Annotated in this window: 24 protein-coding genes and 1 riboswitch; of the genes, 18 read left to right on the forward strand and 6 right to left on the reverse strand. The window is 71.8% G+C overall.

Going from position 1 to position 25,343, the window contains the following annotated elements; genetic code table 11:
• Positions 1 to 32: 32 nt before the first annotated feature.
• Together RC1_RS18395 and RC1_RS18400 are read right to left on the reverse strand one after the other, a co-directional pair.
• Complete coding sequence (locus RC1_RS18395; protein WP_012568961.1) at positions 33 to 1,535, reverse strand: helicase HerA domain-containing protein; 1,503 nt, start codon at positions 1,533 to 1,535, stop codon at positions 33 to 35.
• A gap of 96 nt (positions 1,536 to 1,631) precedes the next feature.
• A complete protein-coding gene (locus RC1_RS18400) occupies positions 1,632 to 2,135 on the reverse strand; it encodes an RNA polymerase sigma factor (RefSeq protein WP_012568962.1) in 504 nt (167 codons plus the stop codon).
• A gap of 488 nt (positions 2,136 to 2,623) precedes the next feature.
• Between RC1_RS18400 and RC1_RS18405 the strand changes: the two genes are divergently transcribed.
• Positions 2,624 to 4,450 (forward strand): tetratricopeptide repeat protein, encoded by a 1,827-nt coding sequence (locus RC1_RS18405; RefSeq protein WP_012568963.1) that lies wholly within the window; start codon positions 2,624 to 2,626, stop codon positions 4,448 to 4,450.
• A gap of 141 nt (positions 4,451 to 4,591) precedes the next feature.
• The gene (locus RC1_RS20490) at positions 4,592 to 4,945 is read left to right on the forward strand and encodes an RNA chaperone Hfq (protein WP_012568964.1); all 354 of its coding nucleotides are present in this window, start codon (positions 4,592 to 4,594) and stop codon (positions 4,943 to 4,945) included.
• A 72-nt stretch (positions 4,946 to 5,017) separates the two neighbouring features.
• Here the strand turns inward: RC1_RS20490 and RC1_RS18415 are convergent, their stop codons facing one another.
• From RC1_RS18415 to RC1_RS18425, 3 genes are all read right to left on the reverse strand, one after another.
• Positions 5,018 to 5,350, reverse strand: coding sequence for a hypothetical protein (locus tag RC1_RS18415; protein ID WP_012568965.1), 333 nt, complete (start codon positions 5,348 to 5,350; stop codon positions 5,018 to 5,020).
• A gap of 171 nt (positions 5,351 to 5,521) precedes the next feature.
• The gene (locus RC1_RS18420; RefSeq protein ID WP_012568966.1) at positions 5,522 to 6,073 is read right to left on the reverse strand and encodes a cytochrome b; all 552 of its coding nucleotides are present in this window, start codon (positions 6,071 to 6,073) and stop codon (positions 5,522 to 5,524) included.
• A gap of 196 nt (positions 6,074 to 6,269) precedes the next feature.
• A complete protein-coding gene (locus RC1_RS18425) occupies positions 6,270 to 6,977 on the reverse strand; it encodes a Crp/Fnr family transcriptional regulator (RefSeq protein WP_012568967.1) in 708 nt (235 codons plus the stop codon).
• 182 nt (positions 6,978 to 7,159) lie between these two features.
• On the opposite strand from RC1_RS18425, the gene RC1_RS18430 reads away from it, so the two are divergent.
• Both RC1_RS18430 and RC1_RS18435 read left to right on the forward strand, forming a co-directional pair.
• Positions 7,160 to 7,555 carry a rhodanese-like domain-containing protein gene (locus RC1_RS18430; RefSeq protein ID WP_012568968.1) on the forward strand — a complete coding sequence of 132 codons (396 nt, stop codon included), beginning with the start codon at positions 7,160 to 7,162 and terminating at the stop codon, positions 7,553 to 7,555.
• Between the two features lie 114 nt (positions 7,556 to 7,669).
• The gene (locus tag RC1_RS18435; protein WP_012568969.1) at positions 7,670 to 8,110 is read left to right on the forward strand and encodes an OsmC family protein; all 441 of its coding nucleotides are present in this window, start codon (positions 7,670 to 7,672) and stop codon (positions 8,108 to 8,110) included.
• A 62-nt stretch (positions 8,111 to 8,172) separates the two neighbouring features.
• Here the strand turns inward: RC1_RS18435 and RC1_RS18440 are convergent, their stop codons facing one another.
• Positions 8,173 to 9,177 carry an SLAC1 anion channel family protein gene (locus RC1_RS18440; RefSeq protein WP_012568970.1) on the reverse strand — a complete coding sequence of 335 codons (1,005 nt, stop codon included), beginning with the start codon at positions 9,175 to 9,177 and terminating at the stop codon, positions 8,173 to 8,175.
• Between the two features lie 303 nt (positions 9,178 to 9,480).
• Between RC1_RS18440 and RC1_RS18445 the strand changes: the two genes are divergently transcribed.
• From RC1_RS18445 to RC1_RS18510, 14 genes are all read left to right on the forward strand, one after another.
• Positions 9,481 to 10,218 (forward strand): creatininase family protein, encoded by a 738-nt coding sequence (locus tag RC1_RS18445; protein WP_012568971.1) that lies wholly within the window; start codon positions 9,481 to 9,483, stop codon positions 10,216 to 10,218.
• A gap of 379 nt (positions 10,219 to 10,597) precedes the next feature.
• Positions 10,598 to 12,676, forward strand: coding sequence for a TonB-dependent hemoglobin/transferrin/lactoferrin family receptor (locus tag RC1_RS18450; RefSeq protein ID WP_012568972.1), 2,079 nt, complete (start codon positions 10,598 to 10,600; stop codon positions 12,674 to 12,676).
• A gap of 99 nt (positions 12,677 to 12,775) precedes the next feature.
• Positions 12,776 to 12,895: a hemin uptake protein HemP gene (gene hemP / locus RC1_RS22355; RefSeq protein ID WP_272912050.1), complete on the forward strand. Its 120-nt coding sequence runs from the start codon at positions 12,776 to 12,778 to the stop codon at positions 12,893 to 12,895.
• A gap of 44 nt (positions 12,896 to 12,939) precedes the next feature.
• Positions 12,940 to 14,034, forward strand: coding sequence for a hemin-degrading factor (locus tag RC1_RS18460; protein ID WP_012568974.1), 1,095 nt, complete (start codon positions 12,940 to 12,942; stop codon positions 14,032 to 14,034).
• A complete protein-coding gene (locus tag RC1_RS18465; RefSeq protein ID WP_012568975.1) occupies positions 14,031 to 14,948 on the forward strand; it encodes a heme/hemin ABC transporter substrate-binding protein in 918 nt (305 codons plus the stop codon). The genes RC1_RS18460 and RC1_RS18465 overlap by 4 nt, the downstream gene beginning before the upstream one ends.
• Before the next feature lie 2 nt (positions 14,949 to 14,950).
• On the forward strand, positions 14,951 to 16,042 hold the full coding sequence (locus tag RC1_RS18470) for a FecCD family ABC transporter permease (protein WP_012568976.1): 1,092 nt from the start codon (positions 14,951 to 14,953) through the stop codon (positions 16,040 to 16,042).
• Complete coding sequence (locus RC1_RS18475) at positions 16,039 to 16,851, forward strand: heme ABC transporter ATP-binding protein (protein ID WP_012568977.1); 813 nt, start codon at positions 16,039 to 16,041, stop codon at positions 16,849 to 16,851. The genes RC1_RS18470 and RC1_RS18475 overlap by 4 nt, the downstream gene beginning before the upstream one ends.
• Positions 16,852 to 16,990: 139 nt before the next feature.
• Positions 16,991 to 17,461 (forward strand): RrF2 family transcriptional regulator, encoded by a 471-nt coding sequence (locus RC1_RS18480; RefSeq protein ID WP_012568978.1) that lies wholly within the window; start codon positions 16,991 to 16,993, stop codon positions 17,459 to 17,461.
• 181 nt (positions 17,462 to 17,642) lie between these two features.
• Positions 17,643 to 20,072: a methyl-accepting chemotaxis protein gene (locus tag RC1_RS18485; RefSeq protein WP_012568979.1), complete on the forward strand. Its 2,430-nt coding sequence runs from the start codon at positions 17,643 to 17,645 to the stop codon at positions 20,070 to 20,072.
• A gap of 379 nt (positions 20,073 to 20,451) precedes the next feature.
• Positions 20,452 to 21,471, forward strand: coding sequence for a sulfate ABC transporter substrate-binding protein (locus tag RC1_RS18490; protein ID WP_012568980.1), 1,020 nt, complete (start codon positions 20,452 to 20,454; stop codon positions 21,469 to 21,471).
• A 151-nt stretch (positions 21,472 to 21,622) separates the two neighbouring features.
• Positions 21,623 to 22,471 carry a sulfate ABC transporter permease subunit CysT gene (gene cysT, locus RC1_RS18495; protein WP_012568981.1) on the forward strand — a complete coding sequence of 283 codons (849 nt, stop codon included), beginning with the start codon at positions 21,623 to 21,625 and terminating at the stop codon, positions 22,469 to 22,471.
• Positions 22,456 to 23,436 (forward strand): sulfate ABC transporter permease subunit CysW, encoded by a 981-nt coding sequence (gene cysW / locus RC1_RS18500; protein WP_012568982.1) that lies wholly within the window; start codon positions 22,456 to 22,458, stop codon positions 23,434 to 23,436. The genes cysT and cysW overlap by 16 nt, the downstream gene beginning before the upstream one ends.
• Positions 23,437 to 23,446: 10 nt before the next feature.
• Positions 23,447 to 24,493, forward strand: a complete 1,047-nt coding sequence (locus RC1_RS18505) for a sulfate/molybdate ABC transporter ATP-binding protein (protein WP_012568983.1) — start codon at positions 23,447 to 23,449, stop codon at positions 24,491 to 24,493.
• Between the two features lie 149 nt (positions 24,494 to 24,642).
• Entirely contained in the window at positions 24,643 to 24,963 is a 321-nt protein-coding gene (locus RC1_RS18510; RefSeq protein ID WP_012568984.1) for a hypothetical protein, read from the forward strand.
• Positions 24,964 to 25,089: 126 nt separating this feature from the next.
• Positions 25,090 to 25,285: riboswitch (cobalamin riboswitch) on the forward strand.
• Positions 25,286 to 25,343: the final 58 nt, after the last annotated feature.

The following is a 25,343-nucleotide window of genomic DNA, read 5'->3' on the forward strand; positions in this document are numbered from 1 at the left end:
CGGATACTGCGGAACGCGATTTCCGTCGCCGGTCAGACCGGGCCGGGATCGCCGGCCGGATCGGGTGCCGCCGGATCGCCGGGCCGGGTCTGCCAGCCCAGGCCGGGCAGGGCGACGATGCGCTCCCCTGCCAGGGCCGTGCGCAGGACGATCACGCCGCGCTGCTCCATGTAGGAGAGAAGCCGCCGCGCCCGGCCCGGGGACCGGCTGCCGCAGGCGCGCGCGACCTGGGCGTCGGAGGGGCAGGGGGCGCGTTCCATCGCCGCCCGGGCCAGCAGCAGGAAGACGCCCTGCATCTCCTCCGGCAGCGTGGCCGCGGCGGCCACCGCCCGTTCCCAGTCGGGACTCTCCGCCGACTCCAGATCCACGCCGGCCCGGATCACGCTGACCCGGCGGCGGAACCCGGGCAGGTCCAGGCTCTCCCCCCGCACCCGGTTCATCCGGCAGCGGACCAGGAAATCCTGGTACAGCACCGCATCGCTGCGGAAGGCGCTGTCCGGATCGGCCAGCACCTCGCGCAGCACGGCGTCGAGCTGTGCGGGGTCCGCCTCGGCCTGGGTCTCCGCGCTCTCCGCCGCGGGGCGGGGACGGGCCATGCGCAGCAGCGCGTTGATGTCCTGGGGCGGCGGGGGCGGCGGCCGCCGGGGCGGCAGCGGCACGGGGGAGGCCAGTTCCTCCGCGTCCGGGGTCAGGATCAGGTCGCGGGCGTCGGCCTGCGGCGTCTCCGGCAGCGGCATCAGCTTCGGCGTGCCGCCGCGCCCGGAGGTCTCCACCCCGCCGATCCGGACCGGCAGGGGCCGGCGGCTGACGGCGGGACCCAGCGCCACGAAATGCCCCCGTGCCAGATCGCGGAACATCTCCGCCTGGCGCCGCTCCATGCCCAGCAGGTCGGCGGCGCGGGCCATGTCGATGTCCAGGAAGGTGCGGCCCATGAGGAAGTTGCTGGCCTCGGCAGCCACGTTCTTCGCCAGCTTCGCCAGACGCTGGGTGGCGATGACGCCGGCCAGGCCGCGTTTGCGGCCGCGGCACATCAGGTTGGTCATGGCGCCCAGGCTGGCCTTGCGCGCCTCGTCCGACACCTCGCCGGCGGCGGCCGGGGCGAAGAGCTGCGCCTCGTCCACCACCACCAGCATCGGATACCAGTGGTCACGGTCGGCGTCGAACAGGCCGCCCAGGAAGGCGGCGGCCAGACGCATCTGCATCTCCACCTCCGCCCCTTCCAGGTTCAGCACGACGGAGACGCGGTGCTGGCGGACCCGCGCGGCCACCCGTTGCAGGGCGCCCTCGGAGTGGGCCGCGGCGTCCACCACGACATGGCCGAAGCGGTCGGCCAGGGTCACGAAGTCACCCTCGGGATCGACCACGCACTGCTGCACCCACGGCGCCGACTGCTCCAGCAGGCGCCGCAGCAGGTGCGACTTGCCGGAGCCGGAATTGCCCTGCACCAGCAGCCGGGTCGCCAGCAGCTCCTCCAGGTCCATCTCCACCGGCCTGCCGTCGCCGGCGGCCGTGCCCATGTCGATGCCGACCTTCATCCCGTGTCCTTCGTTGCGAGAGGGGCCGGATATAGCGCAGCCGGGCGCTCGCGGGGAGGGCCATGGGCGGGAGGCGGGTGTGCTTTCCCGGAACGGTCAGTCCCGGACGCTGCGGCGGAGGCGCTGCATGGCCCGGACGATGTGCTTTTCCACCGCCGGCCGGCTCAGGCCGGTCACGGCGCTGATGTCCGCGTGCGACAGGCCGTCGATGCGGCACAGGGTGAAGACCCGGCGGCAGACCGGCGGCAGGGCGTCGATCCCCGCCTGGGCCGCGCGCAGCCGCCGCCGGGCCAGCAGCGTCTCTTCCGGGTCTGGCGCCGCGGCCGGGATGCAGACGGCCTCCGATCCGTCGGCGTCCGCCAGTTCGACCGACCGCCGGCGCCGCCTGCGGATGTCGTGGATCACGTTCAGATGGATGCGGGTCAGCATCGCCTCGGGACTCTGGACCGAGCCCCAGGCCACGTCGCGGCACTTCAGATAGGTGTCCTGGACGGCATCCTCCGCATCCGCGGCCGAGCCCAGGCGCTGGAAGGCCAGGGCGTAGAGCGCGCGCCGTCGGGTCTGGAACAGGGCGTCGATCGGGGCGGGGGGCTGGGTCATCGCGGCGGGGTGGCGGGAACCGGACCGCCGGGGACGGCGGTGTGTTGATTTGCGAATGATTATGACTTGATCGCGCGTCCGGCAAGCACGCCGCTGCAGGGCAGGGCTGTGGCAAAGTCACAGGCAGAGCGCCGGTGCCCCGGGGTTTGCCGGCACCGGCGGAACCTGACGTGATATCGGCCGGGTCGCTACCGGATATCGGAAGGTCCCGGGCGATCCTCGCGTTCCACGCCGCGGTGACACCACTGAACCTGTTCCGTCCGGTGGAAGTCGCGGCTCGGAATCCTGGCACGAGAATTAATGGTTAATGCCCCTCTGCAGTAAACAACTCCTTATGGTTTCCGGAAATATTGAAGTTCTGGCGGGCCATTGTTAAAATTCGGACATGTCTCTGCCATGCATTTCTTTCCTCCTGCGGCGCACACGCTGCCCGGTCCGACGGACCGGCCGCGGCGGGCCGTGCGGCGGCCCCTCGGCGCGGTGAGGCCATGAGGCGACCGGACCGGACTGCTGCCGGCCCCCTCCCGGAACTGCTGCGCCTGGGACTCCGGGCGTGGCGGGAGGGCGACCTGATCCTGGCCGGACGTCTGGCGCGGCAGGTACTCGATCTGGCGCCCGGGCAGGTCAGCGCCCTGCATCTGCTCGGTCTCGTGGCGCGCGACGGCGGCGACGGGGACGAAGCCGTGCGGCTGCTGCGTGCCGCGGTTGCGGCAGCGCCCGGTGATCCGGACCTGCTCTGCGATCTCGGTGCCCTGACGTTCAAGCAGGGCGCTGCCTCCGAAGCGCTCGGTCTGTTCTCCCGGGCCGCCATGCTGGCCCCGGACAGGGCTGCCCCGTTCCATGCCATGGCAGGGGTCCTGGAGGCGCTGGGCCGGACGGAGGAGGCTGAAGCCGCCCTGCGCACGGCACAGCGCCTTTCGCCGGTCGATCCGGGGGTGGCGGCGGATCTCGGGCTGCTGCTGCTCCGCTCCGGCCGGCAGACGGAGGCGCTCGACCTGCTGCGCCGGGCATCGGTGCGCTGTGGCGCCTCCGTGGCACTCGCCCAGGCGCAGGGGCTTGTCCTGCTCGCCCTGGGCCGGACGGAAGAGGCCATCGTCTGGCTGCGCCGGGCCGTGGCGCTGGAGCCTGACCGGGCCGATCTCTGGACCGGGCTCGGGCGGGCCAGTGCCGAGGCGGGGGCCGCCGCGGACGCGCTGCGTGCCTTCCGTCGGGCCACCGCGCTGGCTCCGCTGGATGCCGAGGCGCACGCCCGGCTCGGTCGCTTTCTCTGCCGTCTCGGTCGGCAGGGGGAGGCGATCCACGGCTACCGGGAGCTGGAGCGGTCCCTGCCGCCTTCTGCGGCCCGCAGCCGCCTGATCGCGGACGGGGAGGCTGCGTTCGGCGATCCCGAGCGCGCCCTCGGCCTTTTCGATTCGCTGCTGGCGGAGGGCGGTGACAGCCCCGCAGCCCGCGCCGCCCTCCTGGGCCGGACTGCGGCGCTCCATCTCCGTCTCGGGCGGCCGCGCGCAGCGTGGGCGCAGGCGGAAGCGGCGCTGGCGCTTGATCCCGTCTGTTCCGGCGCACTCCTTGCCGGTGCGGAGGCCGCGCTGCGCGACGACCGTCCGCACGCGGCCCTGGAACTGGCGCGGCGGGCAACGGAAAGCGGCAGGCCACGGGCCGTGGCCCTGATGGCAACGGCCTTGCAGTGCCTGGGTGATCCGCTCGGGCGACGCCTCGCCGACCCTGCGGCGCTGGTCCGGGTGGAGGATCTGCCTCCCCCGCCGGACATGGGGGGACCCGACGGCTTCCGGCGAGCGCTGCTGGAGACGCTTCTGCCGCTGCATGCCGTGCCGGAGGCCTCGACGGGTCCGTCGCCGCTGCTGGAATCGCGGACGGTGGGCAACCTGTTCGCCCGGCCGGCGCTGTCCGCCCCGCTGGAGGCGCTGCGCCGGCAGATCATGGCGGCACTGGACCGTCATCTCGCCGTCCTTCCGGTCGATCCGGAGCATCCGGTGCTGTGCCGTCGGCCGGCGCACCTGCGCATCGTGGACTCCTGGTCGGTGCGTGGCCGTCGCCGCGGCTGTGCCGCCGACCCCGACCAGGGACAGGGATGGCTGTACGGCATCTACCACGTCGATGCGCCGGCCGATGCCGGCAGCCTCAGCTTCGGCCGCCCTCCCTTCGGGACCGGACCCGGGCCGGACCTCCCCTTTCTGGTCCCGCCGCGTCCCGGCCGGCTGGTCCTGTTCCCGTCCTTCCTCTGGCACGGAGCGGTGTCGGGAGAGGGTTCCTGCGTCACCCTGGCCTTCGAGGCGGCCCCCGCCGACGGAGCATGACGGAGGGACCGGCCGGGGCGGGCGGTTGTCCACGCTGTATGCGCGGCCCCGGTCCGCGTGCGAACCCGTTGCAAAGGTGACGCATTGCCCCGATAGTCCGATCGCCCTAGGGTGCCCGGAAGACAAGGAGTCATCAGGTCTATGGCGTTTTCGGAAGCCCTTCAGTCCAAAGTTCTTGATGTACTGCGGACCGGAGGAACAGAGGTCACCGTGTTCCTGGTCACGGGGGTCAGACTGGTCGGGCGTATCGTTGCGCACGACGCCTACAGCCTTGCCCTGACCGGGCATGGCGGTGGTCTGCAACTCATCTACAAGCATGCCGTGACGACTCTGGTTCCGTCGTCGCCGCTCAGCCTGTACGATCCCTCCTCTTCGGCTGACAGGCCTGCAGCGGCGGCTCCGGTCGCCCCGGCGCCGGCGCGGCCCGCCGAACCGCCGAAGAAGCTCAAGCTGGTCCGTCAGGGCACGCGCCTGTCGCTCGCCGCGGAGGAGTGACGGGGCGCCCGCTTTCCGGGCGGCACCGACCCGTCTGCCAGAACGGGCCTTCCCCCGCAGGGGTGGCCGCGGTCAGGGCATGGCCGCGCCGAGCGGTGCGGCGGGGCTGTCCGTCGCGGCGCGCTGTGCTGTCCGCAGCTTGGCATGCGCGCGGGCCATCAGGCCCAGCATCACGGCCTGGCAGACGATGGTCAGAACGGACATGGCGATCAGCGCGCGGTCATGGTTGACCGCCAACGCATAGGCCAGACTGTTCAGGCTGATCCCGAACCAGCCGAGCCACGACCAGGGGGAGATGCCCGCCACCAGCGCGGGCGTCCGCCAGAGCCGCAGCCATTGCGGCACATGGAAGAAAGCCGCGGCGATGCCGCCGACGGCATAGGTCAGCGTGAGAAGGTCCTGCATGGGATGGGCTCGGGGGAGGCGTGAGAACCTCACCTTGCCATGCCATCGGTTAACGGGCCTTCACCGGAACCGGAGGGATCCAGGTCGAAGCGGGGGCAAAGCGGGGACAGGCGCCCGGCGGGGCGTCCCTGAAAGGTCACGCCTTCCGCCTGCCGGCGCCGTCTCCAGGGCTCAGCGCCGCAGGAACGGGATCATCCGCGCCAGCGTGCCGTCGCGCAGGATCAGCGCGTGCTTCATCGCCCCGGCGACATGCAGCACCAGCGCCAGCAGGAACAGCATGGCGACCGCGCCGTGGACACCGCCGGCCAGAGCGTGCAGCGACTCCGACGGCGCTCCCGCCGGCAGGTCGAACAGCCCGGCGACGGAGACCGTAGCACCGCTGGTCAGGACGGCGGTCATGCCCAGCACGGGCAGCGCCAGCATCGTCAGGTAGAGCACGCCCTGCACCGCCTTGGCGACGATCACGTCGCGCCGCGGCCCCTCGGGTGCCGGGGCGGCCCCGCGCAGGACGTTGATGAACCGTGGGATCGCCAGCGCGAGGACCAGCAGGCCGGCCAGCGCGTGCCAGCCCAGCGCGGCGATCTTCTCCGGCCCGTCGGGCATGTCCTCCATCACCTTGCCGAGGACGAAGGCGGCGATCATCGCGGCGGCCATGACCCAGTGGATCACGATCATGCCGGTCGGGTATCTCTCGGTCGGGGCGGCGTTCATCGGGCCGGTCATGGGGGGCGGTCCTGGATCGGTGGAACTGCGGTCGGTCAGCGGTAGGCTGCCCGGCGTCCGCCGTCCTTGACATTCCGCAAGGCAGGGCGGCCCCGGCCTCCCTATCCTGCGATGCGATGCATCAGGACTTGCACGCGCGGAGACGCGGTTGATCCACCGCCCCCGGTCCATCCTCTCCGGTCCAGGCCAGCGTCCGTCAGGCCTGTTCGGCGATGGCCGACAGGGCCGGGCGGTCGCACAGGACCAGGTTGTAGCCTACCTCCCGGATGGCGCCCGTCCGCTTGAACTCGGCGATGGTCCGGCTCGTCGTCTCCAGCGTCACCGCCAGGATCGCCCCCAGATCCTCCCGCGAGAACAGCCGCACCGGCGCCTGCGGCGCCTCTTCCGACAGCAGCAGCAGCAGGCGGGCCAGCCGCTGGCGCACGCTGCCCACCGACAGGTCGGTCAGGAAGTCGTCGGCGATGCTCAGGGCCTCGTGCCACTTCTCCATCAGCCGGAAATGCAGGCGTGGCGTCTCCGCCTGCAGGCGCTGCACGACGGTGACGGGGATGCGGCAGACCTCTACGGGTTGCAGGGCCACGGCGCTGTGGGCGTAGCCGGGCCGCAGCAGCGCCTCCAGCCCGGCGACGCCGCCCGACCGGATCAGCCGGACGATGCGCTGGGTGCCGTCATGTTGCAGGTGGACCAGCTTGACCAGCCCGCGCCGGACGGTGAAGACGGCTTCCGCCGGGTCGTCCACCCCGTAGATCTGGCTGCCGGCCTCGTAGCGCAGCTCCTCGATCGGCGTGTGGATGTGGGCGAAGTCGGACTCCTGGAGATCGGCGAACAGGGCCAGATGGCGGATGCCGCATGTCTGGCACGCCGCCAGCCCCTTCCAGGCCGCCTCGATCTGTGGAGCCCTCACCGCGAATCTCCGATGCCATCCATCCCTGACTTATGCATCCTGCCCGCCATCGGGCAAGGCCCAGCATTGTCGCTCGACCGGGCCGTGGTCGCGGCCGGTCCCACCGGGACGGGCGGATGACCGCCCGTGCAACAGCCACCGGGCCCGCCGGCAGGCGGGCCGTCACGACAAGGGAGAGAAAGATGCCCCAGATCGAATCCTTCGGCATGGCCGAACTGGCCAACTACACCCCGGAGGAGGTCCGCGCCGCCCTGGAGGCCGGCCAGATCACCCTGATCGACGTCCGCACGCCGCACGAATACGCGCTGGAGCACATCCAGGGCGCCCTGCTGTCGCCGATGCCGTTCCTGGAGCCCCGCTACCTGCCGGTCGCCGAGGGGGCCCGGCCGATCGTGTTCCACTGCGGCTCGGGCATGCGCTCGCGCATCGTGGCGCAGCGCTGCATCGATTCGGGCTTCACCCGGGTCGCCCACATGGTCGGCGGCATGGCGGCCTGGAAGCAGGCCGGGCTGCCCTACATCGCCACCGACCTCGCCACCGGCGGCCCGGTCTGGAAGCCGGAAGCGGCCAAGGCCTGACGCCGCCCGGCGGGGCCGCCGGCCTTGCGGATTCTCAATCCGGCCGCCCCGCCGCGGTGCGATCATGGCCCATCCATCCAATCCCGCCCCACCGGATCTGACGAGGTTCCAGGGATGCAAGCCCTCCCCCATATCTATCTGACCAAGGCCACCGGCACCGCCCAGGGCAATGTCCGCCTGGAGGCCGAGGCCGACGTGCCGGCGCTGGACACCGCCGCCCCGCCGCAGTTCGGCGGGCCGAACGGTTTCTGGTCGCCGGAGACCCTGTTCGTCGGCGCCGTCGCCGACTGCTACATCCTGACCTTCCGGGCCATCGCCCGCGCCTCCAAGCTGGAGTGGGAGAGCCTGGAGGTCGATGTCGAAGGCGTGCTCGACCGGGTCGAAGGCGTCAACCGCTTCACCCGCTTCACCGTGAAGCCCCGCCTGCTGGTGAAGGCCGCGGCCGACGCGGAGCGCGCGACGACTCTGCTGGAAAAGGCGGAGCGCACCTGCCTCATCACCAACTCGCTGACCGCGGAAATCCATCTGGAGCCCTCGGTCGGCGTGGCCGCCTGAACCGGCCGGGCCGGTCCCCGCGGACCGGCCCGCCTGCTCCCCCGTGGTGCCGGCGGGGGCCATCACTCCGGGGCGAACAGCGTGCCACCCAGGAGCGCCATCAGCGTGCGGGCCGCCACCGTGGCCACGATGACCGTCGCCAGCAGCAGGGCGGCCGCGGCCAGCCCCGTGGCCCAGGCCGGTCCCTGAAGCCCCCCGTCCTGAACCGCTCCGGTCAGTTCGGCGAGGCGCAGGCAGGCGAGCGCCAGCGCCGCCGAGGGGAAGGTGAAGGCCCACCAGGACACGGCGAAGGGCAGGTTCCGGAAGGACCGCGCCCGCGACAGCAGGATCGCCGCCAGGAAGACCGCCGGCCCCAGCAGGATGCGGGCTGCGGCGTCCAGCACGCCGCCGTTCAGCGCCAGCCAGGACAGGAACCCCACCGACGGCGGCGCCACCAGGATCGCCAGCGTCGGCAGCAGTCGCGCCGGCATCATCCCGTGGAACAGGATGCGGTTCAGCACCACCGGGAACAGCACCAGCCAGAACAGCAGCCCGACGCTGAACAGGAACCAGGACAGCTCCGTATGGCCGAGCGGGACCCCGACGACGGGGGCCAGGATGTTGCCGACCACGGGGATGAACCAGGCCGGCCCGGCCGTGGCGATCTGCTGTTCCCGCGTGATCCAGCGCCCGATGATCAGGCCGGCCAGGGCGATCTGCCCGACCGCTCCGGCCAGCCACAGCCCCTCGGCCACAGCGGGGCGGTAGGGCAGCAGACCGCCGGCCAGGATCATCAGCCCGATGGTCGCGGCCGGGTAGAAGTTCACCCGCACCGGATGGCGGGACTCCGCCGCGGCTTCCTCCGGATGGCGGACCACCTTCAGCAGGTAGAGCGCGCCGACCGCGACGAAGAGGACCGCGGCCAGGGCCAGCAGACCCTCGCCGACAACGGCGGGCAGGCCCAGGACGGTGTGCGCCTTGCGCCAGGCGAGCCCCAGCCCGCCGACGCCCATCACCGTGGCGAACAGGGGCAGGGGCACATGGGCGACCCAGGAGGCCGGCGCGTGGGGGGCGGGAAGGACGGTCATGGGCCGCTCGCGGGACAGGAGGGGGCGGGCAAAGGGGGCACGCCGGGGGCGTCTGGGCCAGAGGCGTGTGGGCTTTGTCAGCGACTGGCCGATCCTGGCAGGGTCCGTCGCGGTCCGTTTTGCGGTTTCGCAAGACAGGCGCGGAATTGACGCAGGAGAACCGGCGGGACAGGGAAGAGGCGGCGGCCGCCACCGGGGCGACGGGCAGGGGTGTGACGGTCGCCGCTTGCGCAGCGTGGCCGGGCGGCGCCAAATCGCCCGATCGAACCCCGAACGGCTCCCCTGAGACCGGAAAGCAGAATCATGCGTCTTCAACTCATGTCCTGGCCCGAGGTCGAGACCTACCTCCAGCGCCGGACGGACATCATCATTCCCATCGGTTCCACCGAACAGCACGGCCCCACCGGCCTGCTGGGCACCGACGCCATCACGGCCGAGGCGATCGCCTGGAAGCTGGGCGAGGCGGTCGGCGCCTGCGTCGGCCCGACGCTGGGGGTCGGCATGGCGCACCACCATCTGGCCTTCGCCGGCACGGTGTCGCTCCGCCCCTCCACCCTGGCCGCCGTGGTGGCCGACGTGGTAGCGAGCCTGCACCGCCACGGTTTCACCCACATGCTGTTCGTCAACGGCCATGGCGGCAATGTCGCCACGGTGAACATGGCGTTCCAGGAGATCGCGGCCGCCAGCTCCTTCGGCGGCGGCTCGGTGCCGCCCGTGTGCAGCATCGTGAACTGGTGGGACGGCAACCGGGTGAAGGATCTGGCCCGCTCGCTCTATGGCGATCAGGACGGCAGCCACGGCACGGCGAGCGAGATCTCCGTCACCTGGGCGGTGCATCCCGACCAGGTCCGCCGTGCCGAGTTCGGTCCCGCCCCGGCGGCGCGGCCCTGGACCGACGCGGCCGACTTCCGCCGCCATTTCCCGGACGGCCGCATCGGCTCCAACCCCGCCCTGTCCGATCCCGCCCATGGCACCGCCCTGATCGACGCGGCGGTGGCCGACCTCACGGAGCGCCACGCCAGCTTCGCCGCGCGCACCTGATCGCCGGCCGGCGGGGAGGGAACTGCCTTCCCGCCGGCCGCCTGCCCCTGCTCTCCATACCGTCTGCCCCTGCACGCCGCTCCCGCACCGGCTCCCCCCGCCGTCCGGCGGGCGCGGCCGTGCGGCCTGCACCTGCCCCAATCCCTTCACCCGCGTATCCCCCGGATCGGGTAGCCCGTCCGTCGCTGGCGTGTTCCGTTGGCGGACAGTCGGGAAACATGATACTTGATAATGCGAACAACTCGCATTACTACGGTCTGATCCTGGTTCAAGCCAGCCGAGACGGCCCGGCCCCATGGTCCCCGTCGGACGCCAGCCAGAACGCCGAACCCTGCCGACCCGCCTTCGATCCGGTCGGGCAGCCCGTTTGGAGTCTCGCATGTCGGTTCGACGCCTTCGCCGGTCCACGGCCCTTGCTCCCCTGCTCACGCTCGCCATCGCCTTCGTGCCGGGTGCCCTCGTCCCGGCGGCCGCTGCTGCCCAGTCCGGCGGCACGGCGCCGGCCGATCCTGCCGCGTCTCCCCCGGCCGAGGACGAGCCGGTCATCCGTCTGAAGCGGATCACCGTCACCGCCACCCGCACGCCGCGTCCGGCGATCGAGGTGCCGGCCGCCATCACCGTAATCGACGAGGAGGAGATCCTGCGCCGTCAGGCCCAGAGCCTGGACGATCTGCTGCGCGACGTTCCCGGCCTGGAGATGGCCGGCGGTCCGCGCACGACGGCGGAACAGCCCAGCATCCGCGGGCTGGGCGATGAACGCATTCTGATCCGCCTGGACGGCGCCCGGCAGAACTTCCAGGCCGGGCACAAGGGGCGGACCTTCCTCGATCCCTCGCTGCTGAAGCAGGTGGACGTGCTCCGCGGACCGGCGTCGGCGCTGTACGGCAGCGGGGCGCTGGGCGGTGTCATCGCCCTCACCACCAAGGATCCCGCCGACCTGCTGAAGGACGGCGACAAGGCGGGCGGACGGGCGCGGCTGTCCTGGCAGGACAACGGCGACGAATTCGTCGCCAGCCTGACCGGCTACGGCGCGCCCAGCGACACGGTCGGCCTTCTGGCCAGCGCCACCTACCGCAACAGCGGCGATGTGGATTCCGGCTCCGACCTGAGCATCCCCTACACCGGCGACGATCTGGTCAGCGGCCTTGTCAAGATGGACTGGGCGGTGCAGCCGGACCACCGGCTGCGGCTGTCCTGGCAGGGCTACCGCAACGACCAGGACCTGCCGTCGGCCCCGGACACCGACGACCTCAGCATCCTGGTGGACCGGATCACCCGCCAGGACACGGCGACGCTCGCCTATGAGGGGCAGTCCGGCCCCTGGTTCGACATGCGCGGCACCGTCTACTGGACGCGCACGAAGCTGGACGAGGACAGGATCGGCCAGCCCCGGGCGGACGATACGGAGCTGGAGACGATCGGCGTCGATCTCGCCAACACCAGCCGCTTCACGGCCGGTCCCGCCGCCGTGGCCCTGACCTACGGCATCGAGGCCTACCGGGACGAGCAGCGCGGCACCCGCGACGGCGGGCCGCGGCCGCAGTTCCCCGATGCCGACAGCGAGGTGCTGGGCCTGTTCGCCCAGGCCGAAACGGTGTTCGCCGAGCGCTTCACCCTGACCCCGGCCATCCGCTACGACCGCTTCGACCAGTCGGCGGACGGGCAGGAGGGGCGCACCGATTCCGAGGTCTCGCCCAGCCTCCGGGCGGCGTTCGACGCGACGCCCTGGATGACCCTGTACGCCAGCTACGCCACGGCCTTCCGGTCGCCCTCGCTGACCGAGCTGTACAACAGCGGCCTGCACTTCCCCGGCGTCTGCCCGATTCCGGGCCGCCCCTGCATCATCCCCAACAACTTCTTCGTCCCGAACCCCGATCTGGAGCCGGAGAGCGGGGCCACCGTCGAGATCGGCGGCAATCTGGATTTCGACGATGTCTTCCTGGCGCGCGACCGGCTGCTCTTGAAGGCCGCCCTGTTCCGCAACGACGTGGACGACTTCATCGAGCAGGCGGTCCTGATCTCCCAGGGCCAGACCACCCGCCGCAACGTGCAGGACGCCATCATCAAGGGCATGGAGGTCGAACTGACCTACGACAGCCCGACCTGGTTCGGCAGCGTGTCGGGCTCTCTGCTGCGCGGCGAGGACGACGACACCGGCCTGTCGCTGGACTCCATCCCGGCCGACCGGCTGGTGCTGACCGCCGGGCGCACCCTGCCGGAGTACGACCTGAGCGCAGGCTGGCGCACGACTCTGGCCGACGAGCAGGACCGGGTGGCGTCGGCCGAGCCCACGGCCGGTTATGTGATCCACGACCTGTTCGTCGTCTGGCAGCCGCGGGAGGCGCTACGGCTGGACCTCGGCATCGACAACATCTTCGACAAGGCCTACCGCCGCCACCTGTCCAGCATCCCCGAGCGGGGCCGGACCTTCAAGGTGGCCGCGGGGGTCAGCTTCTGAAGCATGCAGGAGAAGGAGACACCCATGCTCTCGGAGAGCGACGCCCGGACCGGCCCCCGGGCGCCATCCGGTCCTCCGGACCCCGGACGGGTCCCGCGTGTGCCGCGCATCGACAGCCGTGACCTGCTGCGCGGCGGGCGCGAGATCGTGATCGTCCACGAGGGGGAGGAGTACCGCCTGCGCAGGACCAGCCAAGGCAAGCTGATCCTGACGAAATAACGGCCGACACCACTGAGGCCGACACGACGGAGAGGGAGAGGCGCATGGATCAGATACTGACCGGCTCGCTGCCGGACCTGAAGGCGGCATGGCTGCGGCTGCTGGAGACGACGCCCGGGCTGCGGGCCCGCGACGCCGCCGCCCGGCTCGGGGTGAGCGAGGGCGAACTGGTCGCCGCCCGGGTGGGCGAGGGGCCGGGGGCGGCGCGCGTCGTCCGCCTGGACCCCGGCACGGCGGCCAACGGCTGGGGCGGGCTCATCGAACAGTTGCCCACGCTGGGCGAGGTGATGACCCTGACCCGCAACGAGCATGCCGTGCATGAGAAGCACGGCACCTTCGAGACGGTCTCGATCGGGCCGGGCAGCGGCCTCGTGCTGGGGCTGGAGATCGACCTGCGCCTCTTCCTCAACCACTGGCGCCACGGTTTCGCCGTGCGCGAGGAGGTGAAGAGCGGCCTGCGCCACAGCCTCCAGTTCTTCGACATCGACGGCACCGCCGTCCACAAGGTCTATGTGACAGAGGCGACGGACCGCGCGGCGTTCGACCGGCTGGTCGAGCATTTCCGCGCCCCCGACCAGACTCCGGGCATGGGGGTGCTGCCCTTGCCGGTGCCGCCGCCCGACCGCCCCGATGCGGAGATCGACCTGGCCGGCTTCCGCCGGCACTGGGAGAACCTTCAGGACGCGCACGACTTCTTCCCCATGCTGCGTGAGTTCGGCATCGGGCGGCACCAGGCGTTCCGCCTGATCGGCAGCGACTTCGCGCGGCCCGTGTCGGTGCAGGCGCTGGCGCTCTGCCTGCGCCTCGCTGCCCAGCGGCAGGTGCCGATCATGGTCTTCGCCGGCAATGCCGGCTGCATCCAGATCCATACCGGCCCGGTCGAGCGGATCGAGCCGACGGGTCCCTGGATCAACGTGCTGGATCCCCGCTTCAACCTGCATGTCCGGCAGGACCGGATCGCCAGCGCCTGGGTCGTGCGCAAGCCGACGCGCGAGGGCGTCGTCACCTCGCTGGAGCTGTTCGACGCCGAGGACCGCCAGTTCCTCCAGCTCTTCGGGGAGCGTCGCGGTGGCAAGCCGGAGCGGGCGACCTGGCGCGGCATCCTGGCCGACCTGCCGGAACCGGAGATCGCGGCATGAGATCCCTTCTGCGGGCGGCCCTCGCGCCGCTGATCGGTCTGCTGCTGGCCGCCGCTCCGGCGGCTGCCGATCCGTCCGCCCCCGATCCGTCTCCCCCCGATCCGTCTGCCGCCAGCCGCATCGTCAGCGTGGACGGTGCGGTGACGGAGATCGTCTACGCGCTGGGTCAGGGCGGCCGGGTGGTGGCGACGGACACGACCAGTTCCTGGCCGGCGGAGGTCGCTTCCCTGCCGAAGGTGGGCTACAAGCGCTCCCTGACACCGGAGGGGTTGCTGTCGCTGCGGCCGGACCTGATCCTCGCCAGCAGCACCGCCGGCCCGGCACAGGTGCTGGACGCCGTGCGTGCGGCCGGGGTGCCGGTGGTGACGGTGCCCGATGCGCATTCGACCGAGGGCGTGCTGGCCAAGGTCCGCGCCGTTGCCGTGGCGCTGGGGCTGCCGGCCCAGGGCGAGGCGCTGGCCGGGCGGATCGCCGCCGACCTGGAGACCCAGGCGGCCCGGCTCGCCACGGTCCGGGAACGGCCGCGGGTCCTGTTCGTGATGGATACGGGCCAGGGCGGACTGATGGCCGCCGGGCGCGACACGGCGGCGGACGCGGCCATCGCGCTGGCCGGCGGCATCAACGCCTTCGCCGGGGTCACCGGGCTGAAGCCGCTGACTCCGGAGGCCGCCGTCCTGGCAGCCCCGCAGGTCATCGTCGTGACGCATCAGGCCGCCGACCGCCAGGGCGGGCTCGCCAGCATCGCGGCACACCCCGCGCTGGCCCTGACCCCCGCCGTGCGGGACGGACGCCTCGTCTCTCTCGACGCGCTGCTGGTGCTGGGGTTCGGCCCCCGCATCGGGGAGGCCGTGCGGGTGATGGTGGCGGCTTTCCATCCGGAGCTGCCGGCGCAGGCGGCCGAGGTCCCGCGGTGACGATGGCCGCGGGCGCGAGGCGGGCCGCGCGCGCCGGTGACGCCGGCCGGGAGCGATCCCGGCTCCGGCGCGGTGGCCTGCTGCTGCCGGGGCTGGCGGCGGCGCTGGTCGTGGGCGTCGTCCTGGCGCTCGGCATCGGTGCCCTTCCGGTGCCGCCCGACCGGGTGCTGGGGGCCTTGGGCGTGCGGCTGGGGCTCGTGGCGCCGGATCCTGCCTCCCTGCACGAGGTGGCGGTGGTCACCGGAATCCGCCTGCCGCGCATTCTGATGGCGCTGGCGGTGGGGGCGGCGCTCGCCGTCGCCGGTGCCGTCTTGCAGGCCTGGTTCCGCAACCCCCTGGCCGACCCCGGCCTGATCGGCGTTTCCAGCGGTGCCGCCCTGGCCGCCGTCGCCATGATCGTGCTGGGCGGGCCGCTCGCGGCCCTGCTGGGGGTCTGGGCGCTGCCGCTGGCCGCCTTCGTGGGCGGCACCGCGACGACCCTGCTGATCCACAGCCTCGCCCGGGTGGAGGGGCAGGTGGACGTGGCGACCCTGCTGCTGGCCGGCATCGCCATCAACGCCATCGCCGGGGCGGGCATCGGCATCCTCTCCTTCTTCAGCGACGACCAGCAGCTCCGGGCGCTGACCTTCTGGACCATGGGCAGCCTCACCGTGTCCGACTGGAAGGCCCTGGCCGTGGCGGTGCCGTTGCTGCTGCTGCCGCTGGTCCCGCTGCTGACCATGGCGCGGGGGCTCGACCAGCTCAGCCTGGGCGAGGAGGCGGCCCGCCATCTCGGTCTCGATATCCGCCGGATGAAGACCGTCTCCATCCTGGGCGTCGCGGTGATGGTGGGAGCCGCGGTGGCGGCGGTGGGCCCGATCGGCTTCGTCGGGCTGGTGGTGCCGCACCTGATCCGGCTGCTGGCCGGACCCGGCCACCGTATCCTGCTGCCCGCCGCGGCCCTGGGCGGGGCGCTCCTGGTGCTGCTGGCGGACACGGTGGCGCGCACGCTGGTGGCGCCGGCGGAACTGCCCATCGGTCTGCTGACCGCCGCCATCGGCGGTCCGTTCTTCCTGGGACTGCTGCTCCATCGCAAGGGAGGGCTGCGCGGATGACCCTGGCGGCAAGCGATCTCCGCATCGTGCAGGGCGGGCGGACCCTGCTGGACCGCGTCGATCTCAGCCTCGATCCCGGAGCCTTCACGGTCATCCTGGGACCGAACGGGGCCGGCAAATCCACCCTGCTGCGGGCCCTCTGCGGGGACCTGAAGCCGGCGCGGGGCCGGGTCACGCTGGACGGCGCGGATGTCTGGCGCCTGGGTCCGGTCGAGCTGGCCCGCCGGCGGGCCGTGCTGCCGCAGGACATCAGCGTTTCCTTCCCCTTCCCGGCGCGCGAGGTGGTGGGCTGGGGGGTGCGCGACCTGCCGCCGGCCGCGGCCGACGCGCTGGTGGCCCGCGCCCTGGCCGCGGCCGACGCCGCCCATCTGGCCGACCGCCCCGTCACCCGGCTGTCGGGGGGCGAGCGGCGCCGGGTGCATCTGGCCCGCGCCCTGGCCCAGGCCTGGGCTGCCGACCGACCGGACCTGCGGGCGGTGCTGCTGCTGGACGAGCCGACGGCCGGGCTGGACCCGCGGCACCAGCATCTGGTGCTCCGGCTGGCGGCGGATCTCGCGCGGCAGGGCATGGCGGTGGCCGCCGTGCTGCACGATCTGGACCTTGCCGCGCGCTACGCCGACCGGGTGATGCTGCTGGCCGACGGCCGTCTGGTCGCCCTGGGACCGCCGTCAGCGGTGCTGACGCCCGACACGATCCGCACGGTGTTCGAACTGGACGCCTGGGTGGACCATTGCCGCATCACCGGCGCGCCCCGCATCTACATCCATCCCCCGGTCCCGCCCCCGGTGGTCGCAGAGGCGGCGGAGTAGGGCAGGAGAGCGGGCCTCCGGTGCCACCCTGTGTTGCGCCGGCAACGCTGCACCGCCCGGCAGGCAGAGGGTGCAATCCCCCATTGATGCGCCGGCACCGGAGCCCCACAAAGAGGGGAGCCTTCCGGGAGCGGTATCGATGGCCTCCTCCTCGTCCATGCTGTCACAGCGCTGCAAGTACGCCCTGCGGGCAGCGGTCCACCTGGCCGGACTTTCCGAGCAGGAGGGCTGCGCCCGGATCGCCGACATCGCGGCGGCGGAGAACATCCCGCACAAGTTCCTGGAAGCCATCCTGCTGGATCTGCGCAAGGCGGGCCTGCTGAAGAGCGTCCGTGGCCGTGACGGTGGCTACCGTCTGGCGAAGCCGCCCGAGCATGTCTCCATGGGCGACATCATCCGGGTGGTGGAAGGCACCATCGCCCCGATCCGCTGCGCCAGCCGGAACCGCTTCGAACCCTGCGAAGACTGCGGCAACCCGGACGAGTGCGTGATCCGCTGGGCCATGGTAAAGGCGCGCGACGCCATGGCCGAAGTGCTGGACCGCTGCACGCTGGCCGAAGCCGCCCGCCGCCGGCGGACTCTGGGCACTCCCCTCGACTTCGTGATCTGACGATGTCCGGGCCAGCCGGAGGGGCGTTCTGTCACCCGCGAGTTCCTACCCGCAAACCTTGTGCCAGCCGGCCGATCCGAAGGTTATGGATGACATACAAACTTATGCTTAGGTGGAAATAACCCCGTCCACTATAAAGACTTTGACTTTTTCCACCAGAAAGAGACGACAGGAGGCCGCCTTGCGCGACAACGGGCCCGTGACGGGACGTGAGGTGATGCTCGGCGACGGGGATCTGCTGGTCTCCCGCACCGACACGGCGGGCCGGATCACCTTCGCCAACGATGCGTTCGTGAAGATATCGGGCTTCAGCGAAAAGGAACTGCTGGGCGCGCCGCACAACCTCGTCCGCCACCCGCACATGCCGAAGGAGGCCTTCGCCGACCTCTGGGCCACGGTGAAGTCCGGCCAGCCCTGGGAGGGTCTGGTCAAGAACCGTTGCAAGAACGGCGACCATTACTGGGTCCGCGCCAACGTCACCCCCGTGGTCGAGGCTGGCGAGGTGAAGGGCTATATCTCCATCCGCACCCGGCCCGCCCGGGCGGATGTCGAGGCGGCGGAGCGTCTGTACGCCGCGATCCGCGCCGGCACCGCCAAGGACATCGCCGTCGTCGGCGGCGAACCCGTGCGCAAGGGGCTGTCGGCCTGGGTCCGTCGCACCGCAGCCAGCCTGACCGGCCGTCTCGTCGCCTCCTTCGCCATCATGGTCGTGCTGGTCGCCGCCCTGGGCTGGGTCGGCCTCCAGGGACTGTCCGATACCCAGGAGGGGCTGCGCACGGTCTACGAGGACCGGGTCGTCGCCCTGCGCGACCTGAAGCTGGTATCGGACGAGGTCGCCGTCGCCATCGTGGACGCCGCCAACAAGGTGCGCAGCGGCAGCCTGTCTCCGGCGGAGGGGGCCGATTCCGTCGAGCGGGCTCAGGGAATCCTGAGCAAAGGCTGGAGCGCCTTCAAGGCCACCAGCCTCGATGCGGAGGAGGCCCGGCTCGTCGCCGGGGCGGAAGCCCCTCTGCTGCGGGCCGACGGGGCCATCACCGACCTTCTCGCCCTGTTGCGGCAGGGGGACCGGGCGGCGCTCGACCTGTTCATCCGGGACCGGCTGTACCAGGAGGTGGCGCCCGTCGTCGGCGCCCTGAACGGTCTCGCGGACCTCCAGGTGCGGGTCGCCGCCGAGGAATACGCCAGGGCCAGCGGTCGGTTCGGCACCGTCGTCTGGCTGTTCGCGGCGATGCTGGTGATCGGCGCCGTGGTGGCGGCCGGCGCTGCGACCCTGCTGCTGCGCACCGTGCTCCGGCCGCTCGCCACCCTGGGCCGGCATTTCGAGGCCATCGCCCGGGGCAACCGCGGCCACACCATCGCCCTGCCGCCGGCGGCCGAGTTCCGCCCGGTCACGGCGCAGCTCCGGTCGCTGCGGGCCCGGCTGGCCTTCGCCGCGGAGGAGACGGAGACGCAGACCCGGCGTGCCGCGCTGGAGCGCCAGCGCGCCGTCCTTTCCATGGCCGAGACGGTCGAACGCGAGAGCAACGCCGCCGTCGAGGCGGTGGCCGACCGCACCGGCACCATGGCCCGGGATGCCGACGGCATGGCGAATTCCGCCGACCGCGTCAGCAGCGCCGCCGGGGGCGTCGCCGCCGCGGCCGACCAGGCGCTCGCCAACGCCCAGGCGGTCGCCAGCGCGGCCGAGGAGCTGTCCGCCTCGATCAACGAGATCGTGGCCCAGGTCACCCATGCCAGCGTGATCACCCGCAGCGCGGTGGCCGAGGGCCAGAACACGGCGGAGGCGATCCGCGCCCTGTCCGAGCAGGTCGCCGGGATCGGCGAGGTGGCCCGGCTGATCAACGACATCGCCGCCCGCACCAACCTGCTGGCGCTGAACGCGACGATCGAGGCGGCGCGGGCCGGAGAGGCCGGCAAGGGCTTCGCCGTCGTGGCCGGCGAGGTGAAGTCGCTGGCCAACCAGACCTCGCAGGCGACGGACGAGATCACGGCGCAGATCACGGAGATCCAGCGCGCGACCGCCGCGGCCGTCACCGCGGTCTCCAGCATCGGCCAGCGCATCGGCGAGGTGGATCAGGTGTCCACCACCGTCGCCGCCGCCATGGAGCAGCAGAGCGCGGCCACCCGCGAGATCAGCCGCAACGTCGTGGAGACGACCCAGGCCGCCCGGCAGGTGTCCGAACTGATCGGCACCGTGGCCCGCGATGCCGCGGAGACGGGGCAGCAGGCGGCGGCGGTGCGGGCCAATGCCGGCAGTGTGGCGGACAGCATCCGCGAGCTGCGCCAGGTGCTGGTGCGGGTGGTGCGGACCTCCACCCGCGAGGCGGACCGTCGGACCGAGCAGCGCTTCGCCGTGGACATCCCCTGCGAGGTCCGGCTGGTCGGCGGCAGCCGGCAGGAGGTCCGCTTGAGCGACCTGTCCGTCGGCGGGGCCACGCTGGCCGGAGCGCAGGCGGACATCGGCAGCGAGGGGCTGCTGCACCTGCCCGGCCTGCCGGAGCCGGTGCCCTTCACCGTCCGCGCGGCCGACGGGACCGGCCTGCACGTCGCCTTCGAGCCCCGCCTGCCGGACGGCGTGCCGGCCCGGCTGGCCGGCCACGGCACGGCCGCCTGACGCTGGGGGCCGCCCGTCGTCGCTGCCGGGGCCGATCCGGCGGGGCGATGGCGGGCGGAATCCCGCGGCCACATCCCTCGGCCACATATCACATGCAATGCGCGGCCAATCGCGTCACCAAATCCTATTGACAGAATGGGGATTGCCCGCCAGCATTCCCGGGTCGGCTTCCCGGCCGGCCGCGGCCCTTTGATGTGCAGCTTGCGCCGCGAAACCAAACGCTAAAGCGCCACGAAGCGGGTTCGTGGTGCCCGGTTGCGGAGGGCACCCCGGCAGCGGCATCACGGGCGACCGCCCGGCCCCGCCGGCATCTCCCCTCCCGTCCTCCGGCACCGCGAGGCTCCCGGTTCTCCCGCTTGGCCGGACAAGGGAGTGCCCCATGATCTGGTTTGCACGCGCCGCCGCCGCTGTCGCCCTGGCCGTCGGTATCGCCGCCGCCGCCGCGGTGGCCCAGCCGAAATCCTATGAGATCCTGAACGTCAGCTACGACCCCACGCGGGAGCTGTACAAGGAGTTCAACAAGGTCTTCGCCGAGCGCTACAAGAAAGAGACCGGCGCCACCGTCACCATCAAGACCAGCCATGGTGGCTCGGGCAAGCAGGCCCGGTCGGTCATCGACGGGCTGAACGCCGATGTCGTGACCCTGGCCCTGGCCTACGACATCGACGCCATCGCCGAAAAGACGGATCTGCTGCCGAAGGACTGGCAGACGCGCCTGCCGGACAACAGCACCCCCTACACCAGCACCATCGTGTTCCTGGTCCGCAAGGGCAACCCTAAGGGAATCAAGGACTGGGACGATCTGGTGAAGCCGGGTGTCCAGGTCATCACCCCCAACCCCAAGACCTCGGGCGGGGCGCGCTGGAACTACCTCGCGGCCTGGGCCTACGCCCTGGAGCACGGCGGCGGGGACGAGGCGGCGGCCCGCAGCTTCGTCGAGCGCCTCTACCGCAACGTTCCGGTCCTCGACACCGGCGCCCGCGGCGCCACCACCACCTTCGTCCAGCGCGGCATCGGCGACGTGCTGCTGGCCTGGGAGAACGAGGCCTTCCTGGCGATCGAGGAACTGGGGCCCGACACGGTGGAGATCGTCGTGCCCAGCCTCTCCATCCTGGCCGAGCCGCCGGTGGCGGTGGTGGACAGGAACGTGGACCGCAAGGGCACCCGGGCGGTGGCCGAGGCCTATCTCGCCTTCCTCTACACGCCCGAGGGCCAGGAACTGGTCGCCAGGCACTACTACCGGCCGCGCCTGCCGCAGCTCGCCACCCGCTACAAGGACCGTTTCCCCGCGCTCAAGCTGGTGGAGATCGCCCAGTTCGGCGGCTGGGGGCAGGCCCAGGCGACGCATTTCGCCGACGGCGGCGTGTTCGATCAGATCTATCGACCCGACGGGCGGTGACCTGGTTCCCGATCGGAGACCGTGGCTCCGGGATTCGAGAGTTGACGGACGGTATCGGAATCTGCACGCAATGGACCCCCCGGCGGACCGCGACCCGCGGTGTGCCGGGGGTTTCCGTCATCGGGCAGCCCCCACCACCGGGAGACTTGCGATGACCGTCCTCTGGCAGCCTTTTGCCCGGCCGCGTCGGTCGGTCATCCCCGGGCTGGGGCTCACGCTCGGCGTCACGCTCCTCTACATGGCCCTGGTCGTCCTGATTCCGCTGGCGGCGCTGGTCGCCCGCCCCTGGGAACTGGGCGTCGCCGGATTCCTCGATCAGGTGACGCAGCCGCGGGTGCTGGCGGCGCTGCGGCTCAGCTTCGGGGCGGCATTCCTGGGCGCCTGCATCAACGCCGTCTTCGGTCTGGCCCTCGCCTGGACGCTGGTGCGCTACGATTTCCCGCTGAAGCGGCTGGTGGATGCCGTGGTGGATCTGCCCTTCGCCCTGCCCACCGCGGTGGCCGGCATCGCGCTCACCTCGCTCTATGCCCCCAACGGCTGGATCGGGCAGATCCTGGCGCCGCTGGGGGTGAAGGTCGCCTTCACGCCGCTGGGGGTCATCGTCGCCCTGACCTTCATCGGCCTGCCCTTCGTCGTCCGCACCGTGCAGCCCGTGCTGGAGGATCTGGACAAGGAACTGGAGGAGGCCGCCGCCAGCCTGGGCGCCACCCGGGCGGAGACTTTCCTGCGGGTGATCCTGCCCACCATCCTGCCGGCCCTGCTGACCGGCTTCGCGCTCGCCTTCGCCCGCGCGGTGGGGGAGTACGGCTCCGTCATCTTCATCGCCGGGAACATGCCCATGGTCAGCGAGATCGCCCCCCTTCTCATCGTCATCCGGCTGGAGCAGTTCGACTATGCCGGGGCGGCGGCCATCGGCGTGACCATGCTGCTGGCGAGCTTCGTGCTGCTGCTGGTCATCAACCTGCTGCAACGCTGGACGCGGCGATGGGCCGGGCTGTGAGGGAGCCGCCCGTGACCGCCTCCCCCTGTGACGCCGATCCCGCCGTTCCGGGCAGAGCCGCGTCAGCGGCCAGGGGCGGGTCGGTCCTGGACGATCCTGTCGTGATCGAGCGGCCGCCGGAACGGCGCCGCGGCGTGCTGGAGGATCCGCTCTGGGTGAAGCTCCTGGTCGGCGGGACGGCTCTGGGGTTCCTCGCCCTCTTCATCGCACTGCCGCTCCTCGCCGTCTTCGTGGAGGCGATGCGGCGGGGCTTCGGGCCCTTCTGGGAGGCGCTGGTCGAGCCCGACGCCCTGGCCGCCGTCCGCCTGACCCTGACGGTGGCGGCCATCGCCGTGCCGGCGAACATGGTGTTCGGCGTCTGTGCCGCCTGGGCCATCGCCAAGCACCGCTTCCCCGGCAAGTCGCTGCTGCTGACCCTCGTGGATCTGCCCTTCAGCGTCTCGCCGGTCATCTCCGGCCTTGTCTACGTGCTGCTGTTCGGGGCGCACGGCTGGTTCGGCGGCTGGCTGCGCGAGCACGACATCCAGATCGTCTTCGCCGTGCCGGGGCTGGTGCTGGCGACCCTGTTCGTCACTTTTCCCTTCGTGGCGCGTGAGCTGATCCCGCTGATGCAGGCGCAGGGCACCGACGAGGAGGAGGCGGCCGTCACCCTGGGCGCCAGCGGCTGGCAGACCTTCCTGCGGGTGACGCTGCCGAACATCAAGTGGGGCCTGCTCTACGGCGTGCTGCTCTGCAACGCCCGGGCGATGGGGGAGTTCGGCGCCGTCTCCGTCGTCTCCGGCCACATCCGGGGGGAGACGAACACGATGCCGCTGCATGTCGAGATCCTCTACAACGAATACAATTTCGTGGCCGCCTTCGCCGTCGCTTCCCTGCTGGCGCTGCTGGCGATCGTGACCCTGGTTGCGAAGTCGCTGCTGGAATGGCGGTTCGGGGCCGAGCTGGCCGCCACCCGCAGGCATTGAGGGGCTGCGCATGAGCATCGTCCTGTCCGGCATCACCAAGCGGTTCGGCGTCTTCACGGCGGTCGATCATGTGGACCTGACCATCGCCCCGGGCGAGCTGGTGGCGCTGCTGGGGCCATCCGGATCGGGCAAGACGACCCTGCTGCGCATCATGGGCGGGCTGGACTTCGCCGATTCCGGCCAGCTTCTGATCGACGGCCAGGATGCCACCGCGACCGAGCCGCACGCCCGCCGCGTCGGCTTCGTCTTCCAGCACTACGCCCTGTTCCGGCACATGACGGTGTTCGAGAACGTGGCCTTCGGCCTGCGGGTCGCCCGCCGTCGGCCGAAGCTGGCGGAGGCGGAGATCCGCCGGCGGGTCCTGGAACTGCTGGATCTGGTCCAGCTCGCGCAGCTTGCCGACCGCTATCCGAACCAGCTTTCCGGCGGGCAGCGCCAGCGGGTGGCGCTGGCGCGGGCCCTGGCCACGGAACCGCGCGTGCTGCTGCTGGACGAACCGTTCGGGGCGCTGGACGCCAAGGTGCGCAAGGAGCTGCGGCGCTGGCTGCGGGAGATCCACAAGGGCATGGGCGTCATCACCGTGTTCGTGACCCACGACCAGGAGGAGGCGCTGGAACTGGCCGACCGTGTCGCCATCCTGCATCGGGGGCGGCTGGAGCAGGTGGGCACCCCGGCGGAGATCTACGACCGGCCGGCCACGGCCTTCGTCTGCGATTTCCTGGGCGGCGGCACCCGGCTCGCCTGCACCATCCAGGGCGACCATGCGGAGATCGCGGGGCTGTCGCTGGCCCTGCCGGCCGGTGCCTGGACCCGTGGTCCCGGGATCGCCTTCGTCCGGCCGCATGATGTGGAGGTGCTGCCCGCCGCCGGTCCGGGCAGCCTGTCCGCCCGGGTCCGGGCGGTGCAGCCGGTCGGCCCGGAGCTGCGGCTCGACCTCGACCTGGACGGACAGGTCATGGAGGCCCTGCTGGACCGCCGCACGGCCGATGCGGGGGCGCTGACCCCCGGGGCCGCGGTGGGCGTCAGGCTGCGCCATGTCAACATCTTCCCGGCCTGAGGGATGGCGCCGTTTCCGTCAGGCTGTCGCCTGACCCTGGCGCACGACCGTCGGGCCGAGAGGTGCGAATCAGACGGCAGACACCGCGTTAGCGTCATGTTAACGTAGTTACGCCTCACTTGGGGAGTAACGCGCTCGGAGGCTGTGCGGTGCGTGTCATCATCATAGGATCACAGGCAGAGGATCTGGCGGCGGCCCGGGCGCAGTGCCAGAGCGGTCGGCTTGCCGTCGTCGGCACCGGCGGCTGGCAGGATGCGGTCCGTCTGTTCGATGCCACCCAGCCATCGGCGGTGGTGCTCGCCTCCGCCCCCTTATCCCCCGAAGCCGCCGGGGCGATCTGGTCCTTGCGCGCCCGCGATCCCTTCGTCGCCATCGTGCCGCCGCATGCGGCCTCCGCCATGCCCGGTCACGTCGCACCCGCCGCGCCCGCGGCAGGCGGTCCGTTCCCGATGGGCGGTCTTCCGGGCTGATCCGCCGCCGGCCGGTCGCCGGGTCCTGGGGGCGCGCGCTGGGGCATATCGGGTTATGCGTGTCGCCGCTGCCACAGGTTTCGGAACACCGCCGCTCATCCCTTGTGCCGCGGTTCCGACTAGGCTAACCCTCAGCCCGCCGAAGGTGCCCCGGAAGGGGTGAAAAGGGAACGCGGTGCGGGTCGCAAGGCCCCAGGCCGCGGCTGCCCCCGCAACTGTGAGCGGCGAGCGCTCGCCCATTCATGGCCACTGGGAAACTGGGAAGGCCGGGCGAGCGTCGTGACCCGCAAGCCAGGAGACCTGCCTTCGGAAACGCGTCGCACGGCCGTTGGGCGGGGTGTCCTGGCGGGGCGGATTTCCGTTTCGTGCCGGCGCTTCGG

Origin of the sequence: Rhodospirillum centenum SW (assembly GCF_000016185.1) — a bacterium.
Lineage (GTDB): Bacteria > Pseudomonadota > Alphaproteobacteria > Azospirillales > Azospirillaceae > Rhodocista > Rhodocista centena.

Bases quoted from the DNA above. Each gene is read 5' to 3' on its own strand.
- RC1_RS18395 (WP_012568961.1), bottom strand. From the start codon at position 1,535: ATGAAGGTCGGCATCGACATGGGCACGGCCGCCGGCGACGGCAGGCCG.
- RC1_RS18400 (WP_012568962.1), bottom strand. From the start codon at position 2,135: ATGACCCAGCCCCCCGCCCCGATCGACGCCCTGTTCCAGACCCGACGG.
- RC1_RS18405 (WP_012568963.1), top strand. From the start codon at position 2,624: ATGAGGCGACCGGACCGGACTGCTGCCGGCCCCCTCCCGGAACTGCTG.
- RC1_RS20490 (WP_012568964.1), top strand. From the start codon at position 4,592: ATGGCGTTTTCGGAAGCCCTTCAGTCCAAAGTTCTTGATGTACTGCGG.
- RC1_RS18415 (WP_012568965.1), bottom strand. From the start codon at position 5,350: ATGCAGGACCTTCTCACGCTGACCTATGCCGTCGGCGGCATCGCCGCG.
- RC1_RS18420 (WP_012568966.1), bottom strand. From the start codon at position 6,073: ATGACCGGCCCGATGAACGCCGCCCCGACCGAGAGATACCCGACCGGC.
- RC1_RS18430 (WP_012568968.1), top strand. From the start codon at position 7,160: ATGCCCCAGATCGAATCCTTCGGCATGGCCGAACTGGCCAACTACACC.
- RC1_RS18435 (WP_012568969.1), top strand. From the start codon at position 7,670: ATGCAAGCCCTCCCCCATATCTATCTGACCAAGGCCACCGGCACCGCC.
- RC1_RS18440 (WP_012568970.1), bottom strand. From the start codon at position 9,177: ATGACCGTCCTTCCCGCCCCCCACGCGCCGGCCTCCTGGGTCGCCCAT.
- RC1_RS18445 (WP_012568971.1), top strand. From the start codon at position 9,481: ATGCGTCTTCAACTCATGTCCTGGCCCGAGGTCGAGACCTACCTCCAG.
- RC1_RS18450 (WP_012568972.1), top strand. From the start codon at position 10,598: ATGTCGGTTCGACGCCTTCGCCGGTCCACGGCCCTTGCTCCCCTGCTC.
- RC1_RS18460 (WP_012568974.1), top strand. From the start codon at position 12,940: ATGGATCAGATACTGACCGGCTCGCTGCCGGACCTGAAGGCGGCATGG.
- RC1_RS18465 (WP_012568975.1), top strand. From the start codon at position 14,031: ATGAGATCCCTTCTGCGGGCGGCCCTCGCGCCGCTGATCGGTCTGCTG.
- RC1_RS18470 (WP_012568976.1), top strand. From the start codon at position 14,951: ATGGCCGCGGGCGCGAGGCGGGCCGCGCGCGCCGGTGACGCCGGCCGG.
- RC1_RS18475 (WP_012568977.1), top strand. From the start codon at position 16,039: ATGACCCTGGCGGCAAGCGATCTCCGCATCGTGCAGGGCGGGCGGACC.
- RC1_RS18480 (WP_012568978.1), top strand. From the start codon at position 16,991: ATGGCCTCCTCCTCGTCCATGCTGTCACAGCGCTGCAAGTACGCCCTG.
- RC1_RS18490 (WP_012568980.1), top strand. From the start codon at position 20,452: ATGATCTGGTTTGCACGCGCCGCCGCCGCTGTCGCCCTGGCCGTCGGT.
- cysT (WP_012568981.1), top strand. From the start codon at position 21,623: ATGACCGTCCTCTGGCAGCCTTTTGCCCGGCCGCGTCGGTCGGTCATC.
- cysW (WP_012568982.1), top strand. From the start codon at position 22,456: ATGGGCCGGGCTGTGAGGGAGCCGCCCGTGACCGCCTCCCCCTGTGAC.
- RC1_RS18505 (WP_012568983.1), top strand. From the start codon at position 23,447: ATGAGCATCGTCCTGTCCGGCATCACCAAGCGGTTCGGCGTCTTCACG.